Here is a 24,669-nt window from a genome sequence, read left to right as displayed (position 1 = left end):
TCTTTCAAAATGCACGGTCGCAACAGATGGCGGCGCCCTAACCAGCAGGATGCAGTATGTATACCGGATTTTTCGGCTTAAGCAGTGCCCCGTTTTCCATTGCGCCTAACCCTGACTTTATGTATTTAAGCCCGCGTCACGCAGAAGCGCTGGCGCATTTGCGCTATGGCTTGGGTGAAGCCGGTGGTTTTGTGCTGCTGACCGGTGAAGTGGGCACCGGTAAAACCACGGTGTCGCGCTGTTTATTACAGGAGTTGGACGAACGTGCTGAGGTGGCCTTTATTTTAAACCCCACTTTATCCGAGCTGGAGCTGCTGGCGGCAGTTTGCGATGAGCTGAAAATCCGCTACAAAAAAAACGATGCCAGCTTAAAGCTGCTGGGCGATAAAATAAAAGCCCGCTTGTTGAAAAACCATGAGGCCGGTAAACATACACTGTTAATTATTGACGAAGCCCAGCACCTGCAACCGGCGGTGCTGGAGCAACTGCGTTTGCTGACTAATCTGGAAACCAATACCCGTAAGTTGCTGCAGGTGATTTTAATTGGCCAACCTGAGCTGCAGCAGCTGTTAAAACGCAATGATTTACGCCAGTTAGCCCAGCGTATTACCGCGCGCTATCATTTGCTGCCGCTGAGTCTGGAGGAAGTAAGGCACTATCTGAAGTTCCGTTTACAGGTAGCGGGTTGCAGCCGGCCGGTATTTAGCGACAGCGCAGTAAAGTGCTTATATCAGCTCAGCGGCGGCATACCGCGGTTGCTGAATCTGATGGCCGACCGCGCCTTGCTCGGTGCTTACAGCCAGCAGCAGGCTATGGTCAGCGACAAGCTGGTGCAACAAGCGGCAAGCGAGATTTTGCCGCTGTCAGATCAGCTAAAGCCGGCGGCAGTGCCGCGCTGGTTCTGGCCTGTGCTGGGCCTTTGCGCTATAGTGCTGGGCTTTAGTCTGGCGGTGGTTATACTGCCGCTGATGCAAAACGGATAACGTAGGGCCCACCGGGCCGGGGACTTTATGTCAATTTTAATGCAAGCATTGAAACAACAGCATCAGGCTACGCCGCTGGCGGCAGATGGCAGTGCATTTTGGCGTAAACTGGCGCTGGCGCTGGCTTTGTTGTTGGCGCTGCTAACCGGTGCTGTCGCCGCCTATCTGTTAATGCCGTTAGCCAAGCCCGCGGCAACACCCGCTGCAGAGGCGGTGATACCGGCGCAACCCGATGCTATTTTGGCAGCATTAAGCCGTGCCGATAACGCTTTAGCGGCGGAGAAAGCACAGCCGGCTGTTGTCAGCGAATTGGCGCAGGCACTGACGCCGCAGCCGCAGGTGGTGCAGGAGCAGCTGGTCAGCAAACCTGCGATGGCGACGGTGACAGCCGGCACTGCAGCGGCGGAACCTGAGCCGTTAGTCGCAGCTACGCCTGAGCCTGCGGTGTCAGCAGAGTTGCGGGATAAATTTGCTTCGGCGATAGAGGCAACAGAGGGCAGAGTAGCGGCTGGCGGCCAGCGCAACCAGAGTGCGCCGGCGCGCGATATCGGTAGCCTGGAGCGGCAACTGCAGCAACAAATTCCGCCGCTGCGCTTTGATGCTCATGTTTATGCCACTACGGTGAGCCAGCGCTGGGTTAAAGTAAATGGTAAAACCTTGCAGGAGGGCCAGTGGGTAACGGCAGATATCCGTATTAAAGAAATTACGCCGCAATTTGTGCTACTGCAGCTGGGTAATCAGCTGTTCAGTATGGCGGCCTTGACCGAATGGCCTGGCAGCGGCGGCTAGCCCGCTGGTGTCAGACTTTTAGCATAAACTGATTAAAAAACTTCTTCAGATCAATCTTATATTCGAGGGCGTCTACAGCGGTGTTAATGGCATCGTTGCAACGGGCGTTGGTTAAATCCAGCGTCACCGGGGTTAAATAGTGCCGCTTGCTGCCATGGTAGAACACTTTCACAATAGGGCAGGTCAGGCTGGCCGGGTTGTGTTCCAGCACCAGTGCCAGTTTCTCGCTGTCCAGTTTTACCAGGGTGCCGGGCGGGTACATGCCTATGGCGCTGATAAACTGTTTTACCAACACCGGGTCGAAATGATGCGGGCTGTCAGCGAGTAAAATCTTCAGCGCTTTAACGCTGGTTTGGCCGCTTTTATACACCCGCTGTGCGGTGATGGCGTCATAGCTATCGACAATGGCGATCATCCGGCTGTACAAGGATATTTGCTCACCCGTTAAGCCGGCAGGGTAGCCTTTGCCATCGAGGCGTTCATGATGGTTTGCTGCCACATCCAGGCTGATGTCTGAAATGCCTTCGGTTTTTTGCAAAATATCGCGGCTGTATTCTACGTGCTTGCGCATTTGCACAAACTCGTCTTCCGTCAGCCGGCCCGGTTTATTTAACACGGCGTCCGGCACCTGAATTTTGCCGATGTCGTGCAGCAGCGCTCCGGTAGCCAGTTGCTCAATAACCGACTCTTCCATATTGAGAAACTTGGCAAAGATGCTCATCAGAATAGAGACGTTAACCGAGTGCTCCAGCAGGTAGGCGTCTTTATCGCGGATCCGGCTCATGCACAGCAATGCATCCTGATTGCGGAATACTGAGTCAATAATGCCATCGGCACAATTACGAAAGTCAGCAATATCAATGGTTTTGCCGTTGCTGATATCACGAAAGGCGCGCTTTTGCAGATTTTTCGCTTCGGCATAAAGTTTTTCTGCTTTTGCCAGCTCCTGCATCATGCCGGTTTTTTTGATACCTTGCCGTGTACTTAACGCCGCTGCAGAGGGCGTTGGCACTGCAGAGGCATGGGTAAAGTTGCTGCTGTCGGCAATATCTAAGGCAACAACCTGCTGTTTGGCCGGGTCAATCACCACTGCGGTTACGCCCTTACGTTTAAGTAAAGCAATTTGCGCGGGCTCTTTTATCAGCCCCTGTACGCTCAGGCCGGCGCCGGGCTGTTGTTGGGCTATTTTGACAATAAACATACCGCAGATCAGTTGATCAATGGGAATTGTCTTCACGATGGGCAAACTTCAGTGATGGTATATTCTCAGAATACTAGTGCCTGGCGCCTGCTTAAACAAGGGCGGAGTTGAATGAGTGTTCTTACAGGCAGTTTTTTACAACAGTTTTTACAAATAGTTACGTACGTCCAGACCAAACTTTTTCAAATCGACACAAGCTTCAATTTGTTCATCCTGCTGCCGCGCCAGGTCGAGCACTTTCGCCGGAATATGGTGCTGATGTACGCTGTGGTAAAACACTTTTACCTTGGGTTGCACCGGCTTTTTCGGGTTATTTTCCAGTACCAGCGCCAACCGGCCACTGCTCAGTTTTACCACTGAACCCGGCGGATAAATGCCGATACATTTAATAAACAGTTGCAGCAGGTCGCCATCCAATTGCTTAGGAGTCAGGTCCAGCAACTGGCGTGACGCGCTAAGCGGCCCTTGTTTGCCAAGATGGGCTGATGTCAGGTTTTCATAATGATTGACGATAGCCAGCATGCGGCTGCCTTTATCAATTTGCTTGCTGCTGATTTTCGGCGAGCCGCTGCCATCAAGATAAGCGCAGTGCTGACTGATCCACAGTGAGATTTCGCCGGCCAGATGCGGCGTTTTTTGCAATGCCGTCATGCTGGCCGCTATCGCAACGTGATCTTCAGCGTTAAGGTAATCCGGATTGGTGGTTTTACCGATATCATGCAATAACGCTGCGGTGATCAACGCTTGCACCTTATGTGGTGGCAAGCCGAGGTAACGGCCAAAAGCTGCCATATAAACCGCGCAGCTGATGCTGTGTTGTAACAGGGTGTCGCTTTGTTCAGCAATACGGGCCAGGCACAACAGTACGTCCTGGTTGCGGGCAACAGACTCAGATAAGCCGGCACTGACTTCATAAATTAAGCTCAGATCAATGGCTCTTTCCTGGCGTACCGCATCGAGTAACTGGCGCTGTGCTTTGCCGGTTTGTTGCAACATCCGCTCAGCTCTGGGCCATTCCGTGCTGAATAAGCTACGCGGTGGTGGTTCATCCACGGTAACCGGGGCGGCAGGTGCGGGTAATTCAGTAATTTGGCTAACGAGTTTTTTATCAGGGTCAATCAGCAATACCCGTACGCCTTTTTGGCGTAATACGTCAACAGCCTGTGTTGTACGCACCCAACCGGCATGTTTGACGACTATTTCACCGGTTTGCTGCAATACCTGCACCACATAGCTTCCCGGCTGCAAATCGGCGATGTTAACTTCCTGATATGCCATCTTGTGTTTAACCTGAACCCCATCGTTACATCAGCCGTGCAGTATACCTGATATTGCTTAACTGCATATTAACAAAGAGCTGATTTGTCATAATGCTGCGATAGCATGCTGTATAACATAGCATAAAGCCCGCAACTGCGGGCTTTCGCCAGATTGAAGCAGAGTATCGCTGTGGTTAAGCTTAACCGGCGTTATCTGCCATTGTCATCAGTGACGCATTACCGCCGGCCGCCGTGGTATTGATGGTAACGGTTTTTTCGGTAATTAAACGCTGCAACAGGCGCTGTCCGGCCGGGGCGGTGATCAGCGGCAGAATCGCGCCTTCGCGGCTGGCCAACAGCTCAGCGCACAGCGGCTTTACAGCACTGCTCACTTCCACTATAGCGCCGGCCAAATCGGCATGTGCCAACAGGGTGGTCAGGCAGTCTAACCGCACTACCGCCAGCAGATGCGCCGGCATACCGGCCTGTAGCAATGCTTTAATACAGGCTTCAGCTTCGGCTACATCGGCTTCTTCTACGGCTGTTATTACGGCATTACCGGCTGCCAGCGCGGTAATAATTACTACTAACCAGTGGCTGAACGAGCTGGTTTCATCACGTACCAGTGCCAAAATACCGCGCGGGTCCAGCAGCAGCATATTTGTTTCACCCGTGGGCCCTGGCAGCATTACCGGTTTTTGCAGCTCGCGCTCTACCCGTTGCAGTTTCTGTTGTGCCAACGTCAGCACTTGCTCTAAGTCCGGTTCCAGCTTATTTACTACCGCGTTCGACGCCAGCGATGCGAGGAACTGGCGCAGTACAGAAGTACGCTGATTAATGCTCAGCAGTGCCCATTGTTGCTGTGCTACAGCAGCTGTTGGCATAGCGTAGGCTACGGCATTGCTGGTAGTTTCACTGAGCAGGCGGTGGCGTTTTTGTTCGCTTAGTTCTGCGCAGCTGACATCAAGGTTATCTTTAACCAGCCGGGTTAAATACAAGGGGCCGCCGGCTTTGGGGCCGGTACCGGATAAGCCGCGGCCACCGAACGGCTGTACGCCGACCACGGCACCAATCATATTGCGGTTTACGTAGATATTGCCGGCTTTAATATCGCGGGCAATACGTTGGGTAAACTGTTCAATGCGGCTGTGTACGCCCATAGTCAGGCCGTAGCCGGTGGCATTGATCTGGTTAATAATGTTATCCAGCTGATTGGCGTTAAAGCGGATAATATGTACCACCGGGCCAAACACTTCGCGCTCCAGTACGGTTAAATCGCTGATCTCGTACAGCCGCGGTGCGAAGAAATAATGCCGGTCGCCGGCCGGAACCGCACATTCGTAGTGCAGAGTGGCTTTATCCGCCAGGTACTGCACATGGCTGTTTAACCGCTCCAGCGCTTTGGCATCAATGACCGGGCCTAAATCTGTACTGAGCCACATTGGGTCACCAACGTGCAACTGCGCCATAGCGCCTTTTAGCATGGTGATAATTTTATCGGCCACGTCTTCTTGCAAGAACAGCACCCGCAGGGCTGAGCAGCGCTGGCCGGCGCTTTGGAAACCCGACGAGATAACATCATCCACCACTTGTTCCGGCAGGGCGGTCGAGTCGACAATCATACAGTTCTGGCCACCGGTTTCGGCAATCAGCGGCACCGGCTCACCGCCACGCTCTGCCAGTTTGCGCGCTATCCAGCAGCCGGTTTCGGTAGAACCGGTAAACATTACGCCCTGAATGCGGCTGTCCGGTACTATATGTTCCCCCACCTGGCGGCCCGGCGCGATAACCAGCTGTACCACGTGTTCCGGCATACCACATTGGCGCATCAGTTCGACAGTGCGGATGGCAATTAAACTGGTTTGTTCAGCCGGCTTGGCTACGACAGTATTGCCGGCAACGATGGCGGCGGCCACCTGGCCTAAGAAAATGGCCAACGGAAAGTTCCACGGGCTGATACATAAGAACACGCCGCGGGCTTGTTGTGGTTTAGCAAACAGCTCTTCGGCACGGGCCGCATAGTAACGGCAGAAGTCGACAGCTTCACGCACTTCAGCGACGCTGTCGCCTAAGGTTTTACCGGCTTCTTTTACGCACAATGCCAACAGTTCATCACGGTGCGTTTCCAGCGCATCACCAATGCGGCGCAATAAGGCCGAGCGCTCTGTTACCGTGCTTGCAGACCAGTTGGCAAAGGCGGCTTCGGCGTTGGCCAATATCTGTTGCATCTGGTTTTTGTCGGCATAATGCAGATAACCGATAATCTCATCGAGGTTAGCCGGGTTGGTTACCGCTATTGCATCGTGTTCTACCGGCAACTGCTTAATGCTGTCGAACCACTGCGCCATCGCGGTCTTAACCGGCTCTACCAGGTCAATGTCAGTTAAATCCAGGCCATTGGAGTTTGGCCGTTCAGTGCCGTATAAGGCAGCAGGTAACGGAATTTGTTGGTTGCGCTTTTTGCTCCAGCCACGTACCGTTTCTACCGGGTCGCCCAGCAGTGATTCTACCGGGATGCTTTCATCGACAATATTATTAACGAAAGAGCTGTTGGCGCCGTTTTCCAGCAAACGGCGCACTAAATAGGCCAGCAAGTCGGAGTGTTCACCCACAGGCGCATAAATGCGGCAGGGGATCTTGTCTTTAATGACGATTTCGTCGTACAGCGCATCGCCCATGCCGTGCAAACGCTGGAACTCAAAGCCGCTGTAATCCTTGGTCATCTCCATAATGGTGGCAACAGTGTAGGCATTATGGGTGGCAAATTGCGGGTAAATGCTGTCGCGGTAGCTGAGCATTTTTTTCGCACAGGACTGGTAAGAAACGTCGGTAGCGGGCTTGCGGCTGAATACCGGAAAGTCGCTGAAGCCTTCCAACTGGCTGAGTTTAATCTCGGTATCCCAGTAAGCGCCTTTTACCAGCCGCACCATCATTTTACGGCCAACTTTCAGCGTTAAATCACGCAGCCATTCAATCACATGGATACCGCGTTTCTGATAGGCCTGCACCGCTAAGCCAAAACCTTCCCAGCCATCCAGCGCCGGGTCACTGAACACAGCTTCAATAATATCCAGTGACAGATCCAGCCGGTCGGCTTCTTCGGCGTCGATGGTAAAGCCGATATCATAAGCTTTGGCCGCCAGCGCCAGCTGTTTTACCCGCGGTATCAGCTCTGCGATAACGCGGTCACGGTGGCTGAATTCATAACGTGGGTGAATGGCCGACAGTTTGACCGAGATGCCCGGGCTGTTAAACGGGCCACGACCTTTAGCTGCTTTGCCAATGGTATCAATCGCTTGCATATAGCTGTCGAAATAGCGATCGGCATCGGCCATAGTGCGGGCGCCTTCGCCCAGCATATCGTAGGAGTAACGAAAACCTTTGCTTTCCATCTCAGTGGCGCGCTCCAGTGCTGCGCCTATGGTGGTGCCCATGACAAACTGGGCGCCCATAATTTGCATGGCATAACGCACGGCCTGGCGGATCACCGGCTCGCCTAAACGGCCACAGGTGCGCTTGAGCAAACCAAATTGTTGTTTTTTCTGCTCGTCAGAGTAGTTCACCAGCTTGCCGGTTAACAATAAGCCCCAGGCGGAAGCATTAACAAATAATGAGCTGCTGTTGCCTAAATGCGCACTCCAGTCACCTTGCGCCAGCTTGTCGCGAATAAGCCGGTCAGCCGTGGTTTTGTCCGGTACGCGCAGTAAGGCTTCGGCCAGACACATTAATACCAAACCTTCGTCGGTTGACAGCGAAAACTCATTCAGCAACGCATCAACACCGCCTTTTCCTACCTGCGCCTGGCGGATAGTGAGTACTAACCGGCGCGCCCGCTCCCAGGCGCGGCTACGGGCATTTACGCCAATGTCGGCCAGTGGTAGCAGATAATCCAATACCTTATCTTCATCGGCACGGTAGAAATCACGAATAGTTTGACGCAGCGGTTGAGTGGCAACCAGGGAACCGTTATACAGCATGGCAGTAAGCTTCCTGACAAGATTTGAGAATGCGGCATTCTAGTGAAAAGTCTGCCGCATAGGGTGGTTATTTTTTTGCTTTAACCCTATATAATTCTGCCAATGTTAACCAAAACCAGAAAAATTGCTGCTATGAGTATACCTGTAAAAAGTAAAGGGCTGGACCGGATAGATATCAGCATTCTGGATACGCTGCAGCGTGACGGCCGCATTGCTAATGTTGATTTGGCCAGAAAAGTGAATTTAAGCGCCAGCCCTTGTATTGACAGGGTCAAGCGGCTGGAGAAAGAAGGCTATATCGACGGTTTTGGTGCCAGATTAAACGCCGCCAGGTTGGGTTTTGGTACCGCCGCTTTTATTCAGGTTACGCTGGACAGAACTACCAGTGAGGTGTTTGATAAGTTCCGTGATGCAGTAGTGCAAATTCCACAGGTGGCCGAGTGCCATATGGTAGCCGGTGGTTTTGATTATTTATTAAAGCTGCGACTGCCGAATATGGATGCTTATCGTAACATCCTGGCATTAATCGTCGATTTGCCGGGCGTAGCGCAAACCCATACTTATGTGGTGATTGAACAGGTAAAGAGTGATACCGGCTTGCCGTTAAAAACCACAGAGACGGGGCAGAGTTAATATTCTGCTTGTAACCGCACGGCAGGGCGCCGGCGTTACAAGCAAAACAGTCTGTTGTTACATCCAGCGCTCACTGTCGCGGCGTTTGGGCATCAGTAGTGGCAGTAATAAGCCGAAAATTAACCCTGCCAGCAGGATTAATGAACCCAGCACCATAGGTTTTTGCCAGATCGAGCTTTGGGTAGCTTCCACCTGGCCTTTTAACTGCTCATAGGCGCGGTTAGCCTGTTCCAGCTGCTCCAGCGCGGTTTGCCGCTCCGACACGGCTTTATTTAACTGGCTGTTCAGCTGATCACGCTGTTGTTCTAACTGGTTAATATTCTCGTTGTGGTTAGCGTAGTCGGCTTTCAGCTGTTCTAACTGACTGACCAGGCCCGGCGTGTAGGTTACATATTCTTTTGGCAGCCAGCCGGTCTTGTTGCCTTCAAACTGAATTTGCGCATAACCGGTATCAGCATCTTCAGACAAAAAGGTCACACTCTGGCCGGCATTTACCGTACCGATAATACGATACTGGTTGCTGGGGCCGGAATGCAGGTAGACAAATAACGCATCGCTGATAAAGGCCGGTTTGCTTTCTGCCTGGGCGCTGGCTGCGCCGGCAAGGACTAAGCAGTACGCCGAAAATAATACCAGCAGGGAGCTTTTAATTAATCTGAACATAGGTATCCTGAGCTTATTTGTACAAAACAGCTTTGCAGCCAACATCTTGGATGATAGGGAGTTGCGCGGCAATTGACAAGGGTTAAAACGGTAAGCGGGCACAGCGCCGTTACCGTAGCAAACAGAGTAGCAGATGAGTACTGAACTGGAACTGAAGTTTTTAATGCCGCCGCAGTATTTGGCGCAACTTATCGCCATGCTGCCACAGTTGGGTACTACGCAAAGCAGCGATGACACCAGCTTGCTGAATGCTTATTTTGACACGAAGGATAAATGGTTTCGCCGCCATGATATGGGCTTGCGTAGCCGCCTTAAGCGCGACCGCTATGAACAAACCATCAAGTTGGCCGGCAGCCAGCATGGTGCTATGCAAATGCGGCCGGAATACAATGTAGCCTGCGCCGGCGTGGAGCCGCAACTTAGCGCTTTCCCTGCGCATATCTGGCCGGCCGGCACTGATATAGCGCTGCTGCAACAGCAATTAACCGAGTTGTTTCGCACCGACTTTAACCGCAAAAGCTGGCAGCTGCAGTGTTCAGACGGCAGCATGGTTGAACTGGTGTACGACCAGGGCCAGGTATTGGCCGGCACGCGCACTGAGCCGATTGCCGAGCTGGAATTAGAGCTGCTGAGCGGGGACGCACAGCAATTGTTTAATCTGGCACGACAGCTGTTGCAGCATTTGCCGTTAGTTACCGGCTGGCAGAGTAAAGCCGCGCGCGGTTATGCCCTGGCAGCACAACAACCGCTGACATTGCCGCTGCATAGCGGTGATAGCCTGCTGGCGCAAATTAACGCCTTACAACAAGCCGCTGCTTGCTATCAACAACAGGGTAGCAACAGTGCCTTAGTTGCAGCAGCACAAGCCCTGGCAGCCCTGGCTGACAGTATACAAGCGCTGCCGGCATTACAGCTGTTGAGCCGCAGGGCGGCAGCGCTGGCTACGCAGCTGCGCTCAGATGACAAGGTGTTGGCACAGCAAGATTACCACTTGTTGCTGTTGGCGGTGTCTGAATACCTGTACCACAACGGCTGAAGCGGAGGCAGTGATGACTGATAACAGTGCGGCGTTAACCGCGTATCTGGCGCAAATACTCAGCCGGTTTGAGCTGAATGCCTTTGGCAGCGCAGCGCAGCAGCAACTGCGCACCTTGCTCAGTGCCAGCAGCTTTATCGGCCGTACTTTACAGCAGCAACCGGCACTACTGGCAGAGTTCTGTCATGCGTCAACGCTACGCCAACAGTTGCGCCAGTCCGGCGAGGTGTTGCCGGCAGATACAGTGCTGACAGACGACGCTGCAGTGTTCGCCGCGCTGCGCCGCTACCGTAACGCCCAACTGTGTCGCATTCTGGCGGCTGATATTTTGCAATTTCAGCATATCGAAACCAGTTTACAACAGGTATCGCAGTTGGCAGATTTGCTGATCAATACCGCCTACCACTGGGCCTATCAGCAACTGAGCGCGCAGTGGGGCACACCGCTGGACGAGCGTGGCCAGCCGATGCCGCTGCTTATTCTGGGAATGGGCAAGCTGGGCGGGGGCGAGCTGAATTTTTCCTCCGATATCGATTTAATTTTTACTTACCCGGCTAATGGCGAAACCAGTGGTGGCCGGCGCAGCACCGAACATCAGCAGTTTTTTACCAAGCTTGGGCAAAAGCTGATCGCGGCGCTGCATCAGGTTACTGCCGATGGTTTTGCCTACCGCGTGGATATGCGGTTACGCCCCTTTGGTGACAGCGGTCCTTTAGTGCTGAGCTTTGCTGCGATGGAAGATTACTACCAGGAGCAGGGCCGCGAGTGGGAACGCTACGCCATGCTAAAAGCGCGGGTACTGAACCCGGATGGCCGCCACAGCACCGAGCTGCAACAGCTGCTGAAACCCTTTATTTACCGCCGTTATATCGATTTCTCTGCCATTGAATCGTTGCGGCGGATGAAGCAACAAATTGAACAGGAAAACCGCCGTTTAAACCGGCGCGATAATATTAAGCTTGGCATCGGCGGCATCCGCGAAGTGGAATTTATTGTGCAAACGCTGCAGCTTATTCGCGGCGGCCGCATTCCGGCGATGCAACAACCTTCGTTATTAACAGCACTGACAGTACTGGCAGACGAAGCGGTGCTAACGCCACAGCAGGCCGCTGAACTGCGCACAGATTATTTGCTGCTGCGCCGTGTTGAGCAGGCGCTGCAGGGTATAGACGATCAGCAAACGCAAACGCTGCCACAAGATGCCTTGCTGCGCGCGCAGTTGCTGGCGTCATTACAACTGGGTAGTTGGGCACAGTTACAACAGCAGGTTGATGCGGCGATGGCGCGGGTGCATCAGCAGTTTAAACTGGTGATTGATAACGGTGAAGAGCCGGAGCAGCAGGACACCAGTGTGGGGAAATTGTTGTGGGACAGCGAGCAGCCGGCTGAGGATTTGGCTACGCAGCTGGATTGGCTGCAGCTGCCGGACGCTATGGCACTGATAGCGCAATTACAACAGTTTAAACAAGACTGCCAAAAGCGCAGCGTCGGGCCGCGTGGCCGCGATTTTCTCGCTAAATTAGTGCCGTTATTACTGCATATGTTGCAGCAGCAACAATGTCAGCCGACAGTACTGGCCAGGGTGTTAGGTGTGTTCCGGCAAATTGTAACCCGCACGGCTTATCTGGAACTGTTGTTTGAAAACACCGCCGCGCTGCAGCAACTGGTGTTGTTGTGTAACCAAAGCGGCTGGCTGGCAGAGCAACTGGCGCGTTACCCGATGTTGCTGGATGAGCTGATAGACCCGGCCCAACTGTATCAGGTTGCCAGCCGCACCGATTACAGCGACCGGCTGCGCCAGCATATGCTGCGCGTACCGGCAGATGATTTAGAGCTGTTGATGGAAACCCTGCGCCAGTATAAACAAGCGCAGCAGTTACGTATTGCCGCTGCCGATATCAGCGGTGTACTGCCCCTGATGAAGGTAAGCGATCATCTGACCTGGCTGGCAGAAGCAGTAATGGCGCAAGTGGTTGAGCTGGCCTGGCAGCAAATGACAGAGCGCTATGGTGCGCCGGCCAATGCTACGGCAGAAGATAAAGGCTTTGCTGTTATTGCCTACGGTAAACTGGGCGGGCTGGAGCTGGGCTATGGCTCGGATCTGGACCTGGTGTTTGTACACAATTGTGACAGCCAGGATGCCACCGACGGTGAGCGCAGCATTGACTCGAAACAGTTTTATTTAAAACTGGTGCAGCGGGTGTTGCATCTTTGTACCACCCGTACCAACAGTGGCGTGTTGTACGATATCGACACCCGGCTGCGACCGTCCGGCAACTCCGGCTTATTGGCAATTAATATTGATACCTATGCACAGTATTTGCAGCAGGAAGCCTGGACCTGGGAGCATCAGGCGCTGGTGCGGGCTCGGGCGATCTATGGCAGCCCTGCCTTAGTGCAACAGTTTGACCACATCCGGCAGCAAATTCTCAGCCTGCCGCGCGAGGCCGTCAAACTGCGCAGTGACGTGGTGCAAATGCGTGACAAGCTGCGCCAGCACCATGCTGCTGATGCGCTGGACCCCAAACACAGCAGCGGTGGCATTGTTGACCTGGAATTTATCAGCCAATATCTGGTACTGGCGCATGCGGCCAGCGATGCCGGCTTGTACCGCTACAGCGATAATATGCGTATTCTGGATGCTGCAGCGGCCGGCGGGTTACTCAGCGCAGAGCAGGTGACACAGTTGCAGCAGGCGTATCAGTTATTGCGTGGTGCCGGCCACCGCCATACCCTGGCGCCTGCTACGCTGCCATCCCTTGACAGTCTGCAACAGGCCAAACAGCAGGTTGAACAGGTCTGGCAGCAGTTATTCGGCGTGGCTTAGAGCTCAGCCTTGTTTGGCTTTGGGCCTGGTATCGGCGGGAATACAGTTTTGCTGCAGGTACGCGTTGGCTTTATCAGTAATAACGGCGGCACGCTCGCGCGGGCAATAGTAGGATAATACCGGCGAAGAAAAATCCGGCGCTATGGCAACGCCAACCTCATAGATAGTTTCTATTAAGGTGCTGTCGGTCTGAAAATACTGCTTTACCACGTAATCGCGCGGTAAGGTCCAAAACAGCTCAACGCCTTCAGCTCTGGCATATTCGGTCAGTTTGGTTTTAATGGTATCGCCTTCGCGAAAGCGGCGGTCGGTTACCTGGCCGCGCCAGTTTTCATCGCCCGGCACCACCACTTTGGCGCGCTGCTTTAACTGGCCGGTTAATTTATCGCTGGTATCCGGCAATGTCAGCCGGAATTCGGATATTTCGCGGGCGCCATCGGCAATAGAACCACGAATTTTGCTGTAAAACTGGCTGAAACCTTCTGCTGCCACATTGGCAGAGTCTTTACGGATCAGAAAGTCCGGTTTTGTCAGAATAAGATAGGCTAAACCACCCAGTACCACCAATATTGTCAGATTACGCAGCCAAAACCACATACTTTAATCTCCTTTATACAACGAAGGCGCATCTGCCTGCGGTCGGGTTTTAAACCGGCGGTGCAGCCACATATACTGTTCAGGGTGGCGCAGTACTGCCTGCTCTACCCATTGATTAACTCTGGTGACATCAGCCTTGTTATCCCCGGTTGGAAAGGGGGTTAACGGCGGCAATACATCAATATGATAGCCCTTATTACCGGGTAAGCGGCTGGTGACGACCGGTATCACCACGCAGTTAGCCGCGTTAGCGAACAACAGTGTACCTGTGGTAGTGGCTGTTTCACTAACGGCAAAAAACGGCACAAACTCGGCACGGTTGCGGCCATAATCCTGATCGGGCAGGTAAAAGCACACTTCCTGTTGGTTCAACGCGCCAATCAGGCCTTTAACATCGCGTTTGCCGACCATATATTTGTTGGCTTTGTTGCGGCCATGATACTGCAGGTAATCCATCAGCGGATTATTGTGCGGCCGGTAAAAGCCGACGCTGGGGTGGGTTAAGCCAAATACGCGGCAAGCCCCTTCCAGATGCAGAAAATGTGCCGCCAGCAGCAGCACGCCTTTACCTTGTGCTACGGCAGCCTCAATATGCTGATAACCGTTGAAATGGGCCAGTTTTTTAATGCGCCAGTCCGGCCACCACCAGCCAATCACAGTATCAAACAGCGCTTTGCCGGTTTCTTCAAAATTGCGTTTTACCAATGCAGCCTGTTCGGCGGCGGGCATATCAGGAAAGCACAGGGCAATATTACGTGCAGCCACCTTGCGGCGCGATTTTAAGCTGCGGTGCAGCAAACGGCCAAAGCCGCTGCCCAACCACATTAATACAGGGTAAGGTAACCAGCTGATTAACCAGAGTAAGGCGGCACCGAGCCACAATAACCAATATTTTGGCAGTAGAAAACGCCAGCTAAACTGCGGAGCCTGAACCACGCGCTATCCTCAGCAAAAAAATAATGCGCTATTGTAACGAAAATCGGCGGCGGCGATAGTGAAAACTGGTAAGAGGTTCACCGCAACTGCGGTGAACTCTGAAGGTAGTGAATACTGAATTAGCTGGTCAAGGCCTGGTTAATGGCCGCTAAGTCCTGTTCTGATAAGCTACCGGCGGCTTGTTTCAACTGCAGCATAGTCACAATATAGGTGTAACGGGCGCTGGATAAATTACGGCGTGCCTCAAACAGGTTACGAGTGCTTTGCAGCACGTCTACAATAGTACGGGTACCTACTTCAAAGCCGGCTTCTGTAGCGTTTAATGCACTTTCAGCGGATACTACGGCTTGCTCTAAGGCGCGGATAGAGGAAATTTGCGCATTCACACCGTTAAATGAGCTGCGTACCTGGCGGATCACCGCACGGTGATTCAGCTCCAGCGTTTGGCCTACTTCAACATAGTTAGCCTTCGCCACTTCTACCCCGGCAGATACTCCACCACCGCTGTAAATAGGCACAGCCAGTTCAACACCGATGGAGCTGGTATCGCCGCGCTCACCACCGGAAACTTTAGCGGTACCCATACGCGCTGTTAACCCCAGAGTCGGGTAATGACCGGCTTTGGCTAAGTCGATATCTTTATCAGCAATATCCAACAGTACGCGCTGGCTTTTTAATACTAAATTGTAATCCTGGGCTAATTTTACCCAATCTTGCACCGCAGCCGGTGATGGTGCGCCCGGAGCAAATTTATCGGTGTTTAGCAGGGCTAAATCTTCGTGGTACTGGCCGGTAATTTCACGTAAAAACTCGCGGGCATTTTCCAACTCGTTCTCAGCCGCAATTTCACGCGCCACGGCGCTATCATATTGTGCCTGGGCTTCATGCACGTCGGTAATAGCCGTTAAACCTACCGCAAAGCGTTGTTTGGTTTGTTCCAACTGACGTTCAATGGCGCGTTTTTCGGCCTGAGCAAAACCCAGATCATCAATAGCACCCAACACATTAAAGTAAGATTGGGTTACGCGGACAATTAAATTTTGTACTTCGCTGTCGTAAACGGTTTGCACTTGCAGTGCAACCTGCTCGGCGCGGGATAAACGGCCCCAGTCGCCCCAGTTAAACAGGCTTTGCTGCAACGTTATGCCGGCGGAGGTGCTGTTAGGAGCATCAAAGCTGCTACTGGTTCTGTCGTCGCGGCCAAAGCCGGCGCTGGCGGTAATATTTGGTAACAGTGACGCCCGTGACACATCAATGCTCAGCGCCGCGGCATCACGCGATGCGGCAGCACGTAATACGGTTGGGTCTTTCTGTGTGGCTAACTGATAGATTTCCTGCAGATCTGCTGCAGCGGCTTGCCAGCTTAACAGCGCGAAAGAAGAGGCTAACAAAGTGCTTAATAAGGTTTTTTTCATTTTTACCAATCCTGGCCAGCTAAAAGGAACTGCACGAATAATACTCTGATACTGTAAACTAAGTAATCATTAAACCGTAAAGTTACCCGCAAGAGTGTAACAGAATGTGAGTGCAGTTATGTCTGAAATCAATGCGCAGCAGTATCCATCATTTGGCGCGACGGATCTGGAAATTCTCGACAAAAGCACGGTTTTTCAAGGTTTTTTCCGCTTAGACCGTTATACGCTGCGGCATCGTTTGTTTAACGGTGGCTGGAGTGAACCAATGCAGCGGGAGATTTTCGAACGTGGCCATGCTGCTGTGGTGTTACCGTACAACGCCGAAACTGACGAAGTGGTGCTGATAGAACAAGTGCGGCTTGGCGCGGCCTTTAGCAGCAACAGTCCCTGGTTGCTTGAAGCGATAGCCGGTATGATAGAGCCGGGCGAAACGGCAGAGCAGGTGGCGCAGCGCGAGGCTGAAGAAGAAGCAGGGTTAACAATCAGCGAACTTTGGCCTATGCTTAGCTACTTGTCGAGCCCGGGCGGCACTACCGAGCGCATTCAACTGTTTTTAGGCCGGCTGACCCGGCCGGTACAAAGCGGCATTTTTGGCCTGGCCGACGAGCATGAAGATATTAAAGTACATCTGGTTACACGGCCGGCGGCGATGCAGTTGTTGGCTGAACAAAAGATAGATAACGCCGCCAGTGTCATTGCGCTGCAATGGCTGGCACTTAACCTTGATAAAGTACAGCAGGCCTGGAGGGCGTAACGTGTGGTTAAAACGCCGGAAATATGTACCCAAGCTGCCGGATTTTCTGGCGTTGTGCGAGCGTAACTATGCCCAGCTGAACCGCTACCTGGCGGACGATACTGTGCCTGGCCATACTACGGTGATCCGCGTTACTGAGCAGCATCATTACCGTATCAGCGTAACGGAAGTGGCACGCTTTACCACCACCTTACAAATTGAACTGACCGACGCGCGCGAGCACTATTTTCGCCCCGGGTTTGTCGTGCGCCTGTATCATGATGCGCAGGTTGCTGAAGTGCTGTCGTGTCAGCATATCAGCCGCTTTAAAGCGCGTTACGATTATCCCAACCCCGGGATGCTGCTACCGGACGAAAAACGCCAGATAAACCTGTTGCTGCGTGACTGGTTAAAGCTGTGTGCCGGTCAGGGCTATATTAACCGGGAGTTGGCATTCGGTTGATGCAGTATTCGTTCAGTGCCAAAGCGCAGTACCGGCTGGCGCAAATCACCGATTGTCATTTGCTGGCCAGCGCTGAAGGTATATATAAGCAGGTACAACCGGCAGCACATTTGGCAGCCATTGTCGCCACCCTGGTTACTGAGCAAGCCGATGCGGTGCTGCTAACCGGTGACTTAACTCAGGATCATACGCCGGCGTCTTATCAGCTGCTGGCGCAACTATTGGCGCCGCTTAGCTGCCCGGTATTTTGCTTGCCCGGCAACCATGATGATATCGCCATGCTGGAGCAATTATGTCGCCAGCCACCGTTTCAACCAGCGCGCAATATACAGCTGGGGAACTGGCAATTACTGTTGCTTAACAGCAAAGGCGATACCCCTGCCGGTGCTTTTCCTGTGGCAGAGCAAGCCTGGTTGCAGGCACAGTGCCGGCACAGCAGTGCGGCGGCTATCTGGTTGTTTTGCCATCATCATCCGGCACCGTTACACTGCTTTATTGATAAACACGGTCAGCAGGATGCCGCTGCATTATGGCAAGCGATTGCGGCAGAGCCGCGTATTGCCGGCATAGGCCATGGCCATGCGCACTATGCTTATCAGTCGCAGCAGCAGGGCGTCACTATTGTCGGCTGCCCGGCCAGCTCGGTGCAGTTTTTAGCAACGCCGGACTGGCAAACTAAAGACGAGGGGCCACAGTGGTGCGATTGGTATTTTACCGCCACGGGCAGTGTCAGCTGGCAGTTTCGCCGGCTGCAGTTAAGTAGAAAGTTAAGTAAAAAGTTAAGTAGTAAGAATAAATAATGAATAACAAAGTAGTGTATTTACATGGTTTTGCCAGCTCATCGCAGTCAGATAAAGCCGTACAAACCCGCGATTTTTTCCTGCAGCATTACCCGCATATTGACTTTAGTGCGCCGGATTTACCCTATGATCCGGCTCTGGCAATGCAGCTATTGCAACAGCTTATCGGCACGCGGCGTGATGTGGCGTTAATCGGCAGTTCGCTGGGCGGCTTTTTGGCCACCTGTATCGCTGAGCAGATTAACTGCCGTGCCTGCCTGATTAATCCGGCCGTGGCACCACATACTGTATTAAATCAACATTTGGGTCGCTACTACCATCCGGTACTGCAACAACACTATGATGTCAGCGCAGAACAAATTGGCGTATTAGCGCAATTAATGCCGCCGCGCCTGCTGCAGCCAGAGAATTACCTGCTGTTGTTGCAAAGCGGCGATGAAGTGTTAGATTACCGTCTTGCGCTTAGTTACTATCAGGGCGCAAACATAAACCTGAGCGAAGGTGGCGATCACAGCTACGTCGGCTATGCCGGCCAATTGCAGACTATTGCCAATTTTTGCCAACTCGCGTAAAAACGCGCTTAATCCTATCAGCCAGTGACGAGACTATGACTGCACAACAATACAATGCCGATTCGATTGAAGTACTAACCGGATTAGAGCCGGTGCAACGTCGCCCGGGAATGTATACCGATACCACCCGACCTAACCATTTAGGCCAGGAGGTTATTGATAACAGTGTGGATGAAGCCTTAGCCGGACACGCTGATACTGTGCAGGTGATTTTGCACGATGATCAATCGCTGGAAGTGATTGATAACGGCCGCGGCATGCCGGTTGATATTCACCCGGAAGAGGGCGTCACCGGTGTCGAGCTGATCTTCTGCCGCCTGCACGCCGGCGGTAAGTTTTCCAATAAAAATTATCAATTCTCCGGTGGTTTGCACGGCGTGGGTATTTCCGTGGTTAACGCCTTATCCAGCCGCGTTGATGTGACAGTGCGCCGCGACGGCAATATTTATGAAATGGCGTTTGAACACGGCAATAAAGTAGCTGAGCTGACCATTACCGGCACTGTAGGCAAGCGTAATACCGGCACCCGGGTAAGGTTTTGGCCGACGCCGTCTTATTTTGACTCGCCAAAGTTCTCTGTCAGCCGCATGTTGCATGTGCTCAAAGCCAAGGCGGTACTGTGCCCTGGCTTAACCGTCAGCTTTGACGATAAAGTTAACCAACAGCAATATCAGTGGTGTTATCAAAACGGTATTAAAGATTATCTGGCCGAGTCAGTTAAAGACTATATTTGCTTGCCGGAAAAACCCTTTCCCGGCAGCTTCAGTGCCAGTACCGAAGCGGTAGAGTGGGCGCTGTTATGGCTGCCGGAAGGTGGCGAGCTGGTCACTGAAAGCTACGTGAACTTAATTCCGACCGCCCAGGGCGGTACTCACGTTAATGGTTTACGCCAGGGCTTGCTTGAAGCGCTGCGCGAATTTTGCGAATTCCGCAACTTACTGCCACGCGGCATTAAATTATCGCCGGAAGATGTCTGGGACCGTTGCTCTTATATTTTATCGTTAAAAATGCAGGACCCGCAGTTTGCCGGCCAAACCAAAGAGCGTTTATCGTCGCGCCAGTCTTCGGCTTTTGTCTCCGGTATTGTTAAAGATGCCTTTAGCTTATGGCTGAACGAACACACGGATATTGCGGAAAGTCTGGCGGACTTCTGCATTAACAACGCCCAAAAGCGCTTAAAAGCGGCAAAAAAGGTAGTGCGAAAAAAGATCACCTCCGGCCCGGCCCTGCCCGGTAAACTGGCAGACTGCTCGGCGCAGGATCTTAACCGCACTGAACTGTTTCTGGTAGAGGGCGACTCGGCCGGTGGCAGTGCCAAGCAAGCGCGCGATCGTGAGTTTCAGGCAGTGATGCCGCTGCGCGGTAAAATTCTTAATACCTGGGAAGTGGAGTCAGGCCAAATCCTCGCCTCGCAGGAAGTGCATGATATTTCTGTTGCCATTGGTATGGACCCGGACAGTGAGGACTTAAGCGGCTTACGTTACGGCAAATTGTGTATTTTAGCCGATGCTGACTCCGACGGTTTGCACATTGCTACCTTATTATGCGCGCTGTTTATGCGCCATTTCCGCAGCCTGGTGGAAGCCGGCCATGTGTATGTGGCTATGCCGCCGCTGTACCGTATTGATATCGGTAAAGAAGTCTATTATGCGCTGGATGAGGATGAGAAGAACGGCATTCTCGACCGGATAGAGGCGGAGAAAAAACGTGGCAAGGTGAATGTGCAGCGCTTTAAAGGCTTGGGCGAAATGAACCCGCTACAATTGCGTGAAACCACCATGGACCCGAATACCAGACGTTTAGTGCAGCTCACCATAGACGATGTGGCGCAAACAATGGAGTTGATGGATATGTTGTTGGCAAAAAAACGCGCGACAGACCGGCGTGACTGGTTGGAATTAAAAGGCGATAAAGCCGCTATCAGTGTGTAACGCGCACCGGACAACAAGGCCCTGAATACCGTGAAAACATATTTTACTCTGACGCTGTTAGGCTGCTGCACGCTGTTTGGTGCGCCGGTTGCGGCAACTGCGCAGGACGCCGTGCAAGCGACATCTCAGGCAACAGTAATAACGACAGATTTGCCGGATTGGCTGCAACAGGTGGCAGCAGAAAAGCGCCGGCAACCGGAAGCAATGCTGGCGCTGTTGCAGCAGCATCAACATAAATTGGACAGCTTGAACCCGCAGCAGCAAGCTTATTACTATTACCTGCAGGCCGCGATTTTTGATGGCTTGGGCCGGCATCAGCAACAACAGCAAGCGGCTGAACAGGGCCTGGTTTTGCTGGGAGAAGAACAATCGGCTCTAAAAGTAAAGTTGTGGTATGAGCTGGGCTTTGCCAGAGAAATGCAAACCGATTATCAGGCGGCATTGGCGCATTATCAGCAGGGCATAGCGCTGGCAACCTTGCTGGAAGATAAAAAACAGCTGCTGATGGGGCAAATTAATCAGGCGGCTATTTTCAGTGCGCAAAATCAGCAACAGCAGGCGCTGGCCCTGCTGCAAGATGTGTATCAGCGCGCTATGCGGTTAAATGATACTGAGCTGTCGGCAGAGATAAACGGCGAGCTCGGTTTGTTGTATGCCTCGTTGGCGTATGAAGAAGAAGCGGTAGAACTGCTGCAAAATGCGCTTAGCCTGTATGAGCAATTGGGTTGGCAGAAAAATCAGATCACCGTGTTGTTTAACCTGGCCCGTACTTACAGCTTTTTACAGCGCTATGAGTTGTCGTTGCAAACCTACAATAAAATGCTGCAAAAAAGCCTGCAGATGCAAGACTTCGTCAACCTGTACCACGCCTATTTAGGCCTGGCCATTACCAGCAGTGACAGCGGCCGCTCTGATGCAGCGTTATCCTATATCAGCAAAGCCGAAGAGTATTTGCCGCAATTGCAATCCAGCTCGCATATGTCTACGCATTACTATGAAAAGGCACTGATCTACCGCAAGCTGAAGCAAACCTCGCTGGCACTACAACAGGTGATGTTGTACGAAAGCAGCTTGACCGGTGAAGGTATAGCCGTCGACAGCCCAACGCGGTTAAATGTATGGTATTTAAAGGCGCAGTTGCTGGCCGATCAGGGCGAATACCAACGTGCTTATCAGCAATTGCACGATTTTGTCTTTGCTTTTCAGGAAGAGCGCAACAAAGAAAACGAGCTGGCAATTGAGCAAATGCGGCTGAACTTTGATCACGAACGCCAATTACAATTACAGCGCTTGCTGGAGCAGGATAACGAATTAAAAGCCTTGCGGCTGGAACAGGCCGGGCGGGACCGGCAGTTACAATTTTTATGGTTGGGCATTCTGGGTTGCACTACCCTGGTATTGCTGATTTTATTGCTGTGGCAGCTGACGCGGCGCACTGGTAAAAACACCGCAGCGGGCGCAGATAGCCCGGTGCAGACAGGATAAGCTATGACAGAAACCGTAATATCTCATGATGGCGTAGAGCAGTTACCACTGCGCCGCTTTACCGAAGACGCCTACTTAAACTATTCAATGTACGTCATTATGGACCGCGCCCTGCCGCATATCGGCGACGGGTTAAAACCGGTACAGCGGCGTATTATCTATGCCATGTCAGAGCTGGGTTTGTCGCATCTGGCCAAGTTTAAAAAGTCGGCCCGTACTGTCGGTGACGTGCTGGGTAAATTTCACCCGCACGGCGATTCGGCCTGTTATGAAGCCATGGTACTGATGGCGCAGCCGTTCTCTTACCGCTACCCGCTGGTCGACGGCCAGGGCAACTGGGGTGCGCCGGACGATCCGAAATCTTTCGCCGCCATGCGTTACACCGAAGCCAAACTATCGCGCTTTTCTGAAGTGTTATTGTCGGAGTTAGGCGCCGGCACCACCGACTGGCTGCCAAACTTTGACGGCACCCTGGAAGAGCCCAAGGTATTACCGGCCAGATTACCGCATATATTGCTAAACGGTATTACCGGTATTGCTGTAGGTATGGCCACCGATATTCCGCCGCATAACGCCCGTGAAGTGGCGCATGCCTGTGCCGCCTTACTGGATAACCCGCACAGTAGCGTGGCGGATTTAATGCAGTACGTAAAAGGCCCGGATTACCCCACCGATGCTGAGATTATCAGCCCGGCAGCTGAGCTGGCAGCTATTTATGAAACCGGCCGTGGCAGCGTAAAAATGCGTGCTGTTTATATGCAGGAAGACGGCGACATTGTTATTACCGCACTGCCGCATCAAACGTCCGGCTCTAAAGTGTTAGAGCAAATTGCCGCCCAGATGCAGGCGAAAAAACTGCCGATGGTTAGCGATTTACGCGACGAGTCGGATCATGAAAACCCGACGCGGATTGTGATAGTGCCGCGCTCCAACCGCATTGATGTTGAACAGTTAATGCAGCATCTGTTTGCTACTACCGATCTGGAAAAAAGCTATCGGGTTAATATCAATATTCTTGGCCTGGATCAGCGGCCGCGGGTGAAAAACCTGCTGGAAATTCTCAGCGAATGGTTAGTCTTCCGCCGCGATACGGTGCGCCGGCGCTTGCAGTATCGCTTAGATAAAGTGTTGGATCGCTTACACGTATTAGAAGGTTTATTAATCGCCTTTTTAAATATTGATGATGTGATCCGTATTATCCGCACCTTTGATGAGCCCAAGCCGGAGCTGATTGCCTTTTTCGGTATCAGCGAGCGCCAGGCCGAAGCTATTTTAGAGTTAAAGTTACGCCACTTAGCCAAACTGGAAGAAACCAAGATCCGCGGCGAGCAGGATGAGCTGGCCAAAGAGCGTGACAAGCTAGCCGGTATTTTAGGTTCAGAGAAAAAGCTGACCAAGCTGATCCGCGATGAGCTGCTAGCTGATGCACAAAAGTACGGCGATGACAGGCGCAGCCCGCTGGTGCAGCGTGGTGAAGCCAAAGCACTTAGCGAGAAAGAGCTGCTACCCAGCGAGCCAGTCACGGTAGTGCTGTCGGAAAAAGGCTGGGTGCGCTGTGCCAAAGGCCATGATGTCGATGGCAATGCATTAAGTTACAAAGCCGGTGATGCCTTTAAGGCGCTGGCCAGTGGCCGCTCGAACCAGCTGGCGGTATTTATTGATTCTTCCGGCCGCAGTTTTGCCACTGAAGCACACGAGTTGCCATCTGCTCGCGGCCAGGGCGAGCCGCTAAGCGGCCGTTTTGCTGTAGTGGCCGGTGAGTCGTTCGACCATGTGTTGTTGGGCGATGATAAACAAACGCTGTTGTTGGCCTCTGACGCCGGTTATGGTTTTGTCGCACAGTACAGTGATTTACTCAGCCGCAATAAGGCCGGTAAAGCGGTGCTGAGTTTGCCAACCGCTGCCAAAGTGTTGCCGCCGTTAGTGGTAAAACAGCCGGATACCGACTTAGTGCTGTGTATCTCTAACGAAGGCCGCATGCTGGTGTTCCCGGTGGCAGATTTGCCGAAACTTAGCAAAGGCAAGGGTAATAAGCTGATGTCTATCCCTTCAGCCCGCGCCGCCAGCCGGGAAGAATATGTTTGTCAGCTGGCGATAGTGCCGGCAGATGGCAGCGTTACTTTAGTGGCCGGTAAACGTAAGTTAGGCCTTAAAGCCGACGACCTGGCGCACTACCACGGTGAGCGTGGCCGGCGCGGCAATAAGTTACCGCGTGGTTTGCAGCGTATTGACGAAATATTGCTGAATCAAAGTGCAGAAAGCGCCAGTGATCAAACCAGCACTACAGAGTAAAGCCGTTATACTGGGCGCCTTTTTTACGGCGCCCTTGTGTTGCGCCAGTGACAACAGCCGGGACAAAACGGCAAAGC

The 24,669-nt window shown here is 52.7% G+C and carries 19 protein-coding genes; 12 read left to right on the top strand and 7 right to left on the bottom strand.

Translation table 11 applies throughout. The annotated features are described in order from the left end of the window. Positions 1-56 precede the first annotated feature (56 nt). Together ACTZWV_RS13960 and ACTZWV_RS13955 are read left to right on the top strand one after the other, a co-directional pair. A complete protein-coding gene (locus ACTZWV_RS13960) occupies positions 57-983 on the top strand; it encodes an ExeA family protein (protein ID WP_444787135.1) in 927 nt (308 codons plus the stop codon). Positions 984-1,010: 27 nt separating this feature from the next. Next, positions 1,011-1,772, top strand: a complete 762-nt coding sequence (locus ACTZWV_RS13955) for a general secretion pathway protein GspB (protein WP_444787134.1) — start codon at positions 1,011-1,013, stop codon at positions 1,770-1,772. 10 nt (positions 1,773-1,782) lie between these two features. On the opposite strand, the gene ACTZWV_RS13950 is transcribed toward ACTZWV_RS13955, so the two are convergent. The 3 genes from ACTZWV_RS13950 to putA all read right to left on the bottom strand — a co-directional run bounded on the left by ACTZWV_RS13950 (position 1,783) and on the right by putA (position 8,209). Next, positions 1,783-3,009: an HD-GYP domain-containing protein gene (locus ACTZWV_RS13950; RefSeq protein ID WP_444787133.1), complete on the bottom strand. Its 1,227-nt coding sequence runs from the start codon at positions 3,007-3,009 to the stop codon at positions 1,783-1,785. A 111-nt stretch (positions 3,010-3,120) separates the two neighbouring features. Continuing rightward, positions 3,121-4,251: an HD-GYP domain-containing protein gene (locus ACTZWV_RS13945; RefSeq protein WP_444787132.1), complete on the bottom strand. Its 1,131-nt coding sequence runs from the start codon at positions 4,249-4,251 to the stop codon at positions 3,121-3,123. Between the two features lie 181 nt (positions 4,252-4,432). Next, entirely contained in the window at positions 4,433-8,209 is a 3,777-nt protein-coding gene (putA, locus tag ACTZWV_RS13940) for a bifunctional proline dehydrogenase/L-glutamate gamma-semialdehyde dehydrogenase PutA (protein WP_444787131.1), read from the bottom strand. Positions 8,210-8,341: 132 nt separating this feature from the next. Here putA and ACTZWV_RS13935 point away from each other — a divergent pair, with 132 nt between their 5' ends. Continuing rightward, entirely contained in the window at positions 8,342-8,842 is a 501-nt protein-coding gene (locus tag ACTZWV_RS13935) for an Lrp/AsnC ligand binding domain-containing protein (protein ID WP_444787130.1), read from the top strand. Positions 8,843-8,899: 57 nt separating this feature from the next. Here the strand turns inward: ACTZWV_RS13935 and ACTZWV_RS13930 are convergent, their stop codons facing one another. Then, positions 8,900-9,505 (bottom strand): TIGR04211 family SH3 domain-containing protein, encoded by a 606-nt coding sequence (locus ACTZWV_RS13930; protein WP_444787129.1) that lies wholly within the window; start codon positions 9,503-9,505, stop codon positions 8,900-8,902. 133 nt (positions 9,506-9,638) lie between these two features. On the opposite strand from ACTZWV_RS13930, the gene ACTZWV_RS13925 reads away from it, so the two are divergent. Both ACTZWV_RS13925 and glnE read left to right on the top strand, forming a co-directional pair. After that, complete coding sequence (locus ACTZWV_RS13925; RefSeq protein WP_444787128.1) at positions 9,639-10,541, top strand: CYTH domain-containing protein; 903 nt, start codon at positions 9,639-9,641, stop codon at positions 10,539-10,541. Positions 10,542-10,554: 13 nt separating this feature from the next. Then, positions 10,555-13,368: a bifunctional [glutamate--ammonia ligase]-adenylyl-L-tyrosine phosphorylase/[glutamate--ammonia-ligase] adenylyltransferase gene (glnE, locus tag ACTZWV_RS13920; RefSeq protein WP_444787127.1), complete on the top strand. Its 2,814-nt coding sequence runs from the start codon at positions 10,555-10,557 to the stop codon at positions 13,366-13,368. A 3-nt stretch (positions 13,369-13,371) separates the two neighbouring features. Here the strand turns inward: glnE and ACTZWV_RS13915 are convergent, their stop codons facing one another. The 3 genes from ACTZWV_RS13915 to tolC form a co-directional block, all read right to left on the bottom strand. After that, positions 13,372-13,965, bottom strand: coding sequence for a TcpQ domain-containing protein (locus ACTZWV_RS13915; protein ID WP_444787126.1), 594 nt, complete (start codon positions 13,963-13,965; stop codon positions 13,372-13,374). Positions 13,966-13,968: 3 nt separating this feature from the next. Next, complete coding sequence (gene lpxL / locus ACTZWV_RS13910; protein WP_444787125.1) at positions 13,969-14,901, bottom strand: LpxL/LpxP family Kdo(2)-lipid IV(A) lauroyl/palmitoleoyl acyltransferase; 933 nt, start codon at positions 14,899-14,901, stop codon at positions 13,969-13,971. A gap of 119 nt (positions 14,902-15,020) precedes the next feature. Then, positions 15,021-16,316 carry an outer membrane channel protein TolC gene (gene tolC, locus ACTZWV_RS13905; protein ID WP_444787124.1) on the bottom strand — a complete coding sequence of 432 codons (1,296 nt, stop codon included), beginning with the start codon at positions 16,314-16,316 and terminating at the stop codon, positions 15,021-15,023. Positions 16,317-16,434: 118 nt separating this feature from the next. Here tolC and nudF point away from each other — a divergent pair, with 118 nt between their 5' ends. The 7 genes from nudF to parC are packed head-to-tail and all read left to right on the top strand — an operon-like array spanning position 16,435 to position 24,592. After that, on the top strand, positions 16,435-17,070 hold the full coding sequence (nudF, locus tag ACTZWV_RS13900; protein WP_444787123.1) for an ADP-ribose diphosphatase: 636 nt from the start codon (positions 16,435-16,437) through the stop codon (positions 17,068-17,070). Between the two features lies 1 nt (position 17,071). Continuing rightward, entirely contained in the window at positions 17,072-17,512 is a 441-nt protein-coding gene (locus ACTZWV_RS13895) for a DUF1249 domain-containing protein (RefSeq protein WP_444787122.1), read from the top strand. Continuing rightward, positions 17,512-18,312: a metallophosphoesterase family protein gene (locus ACTZWV_RS13890; protein ID WP_444787121.1), complete on the top strand. Its 801-nt coding sequence runs from the start codon at positions 17,512-17,514 to the stop codon at positions 18,310-18,312. The genes ACTZWV_RS13895 and ACTZWV_RS13890 overlap by 1 nt, the downstream gene beginning before the upstream one ends. Then, complete coding sequence (locus ACTZWV_RS13885; protein WP_444787120.1) at positions 18,312-18,884, top strand: YqiA/YcfP family alpha/beta fold hydrolase; 573 nt, start codon at positions 18,312-18,314, stop codon at positions 18,882-18,884. The genes ACTZWV_RS13890 and ACTZWV_RS13885 overlap by 1 nt, the downstream gene beginning before the upstream one ends. Before the next feature lie 35 nt (positions 18,885-18,919). Next, positions 18,920-20,815, top strand: a complete 1,896-nt coding sequence (parE, locus tag ACTZWV_RS13880) for a DNA topoisomerase IV subunit B (protein WP_444787119.1) — start codon at positions 18,920-18,922, stop codon at positions 20,813-20,815. A gap of 30 nt (positions 20,816-20,845) precedes the next feature. Further along, positions 20,846-22,300 (top strand): tetratricopeptide repeat protein, encoded by a 1,455-nt coding sequence (locus tag ACTZWV_RS13875; protein ID WP_444787118.1) that lies wholly within the window; start codon positions 20,846-20,848, stop codon positions 22,298-22,300. 3 nt (positions 22,301-22,303) lie between these two features. Continuing rightward, the gene (parC, locus tag ACTZWV_RS13870) at positions 22,304-24,592 is read left to right on the top strand and encodes a DNA topoisomerase IV subunit A (RefSeq protein WP_444787117.1); all 2,289 of its coding nucleotides are present in this window, start codon (positions 22,304-22,306) and stop codon (positions 24,590-24,592) included. The last annotated feature ends 77 nt before the right edge of the window (positions 24,593-24,669 follow it).

The organism is Rheinheimera sp. NSM (assembly GCF_052380015.1).
GTDB lineage: Bacteria > Pseudomonadota > Gammaproteobacteria > Enterobacterales > Alteromonadaceae > Alishewanella.
The sequence above is the reverse complement of the archived record's forward strand: the minus strand, read 5'-3'. Positions and strand labels throughout refer to the sequence as shown.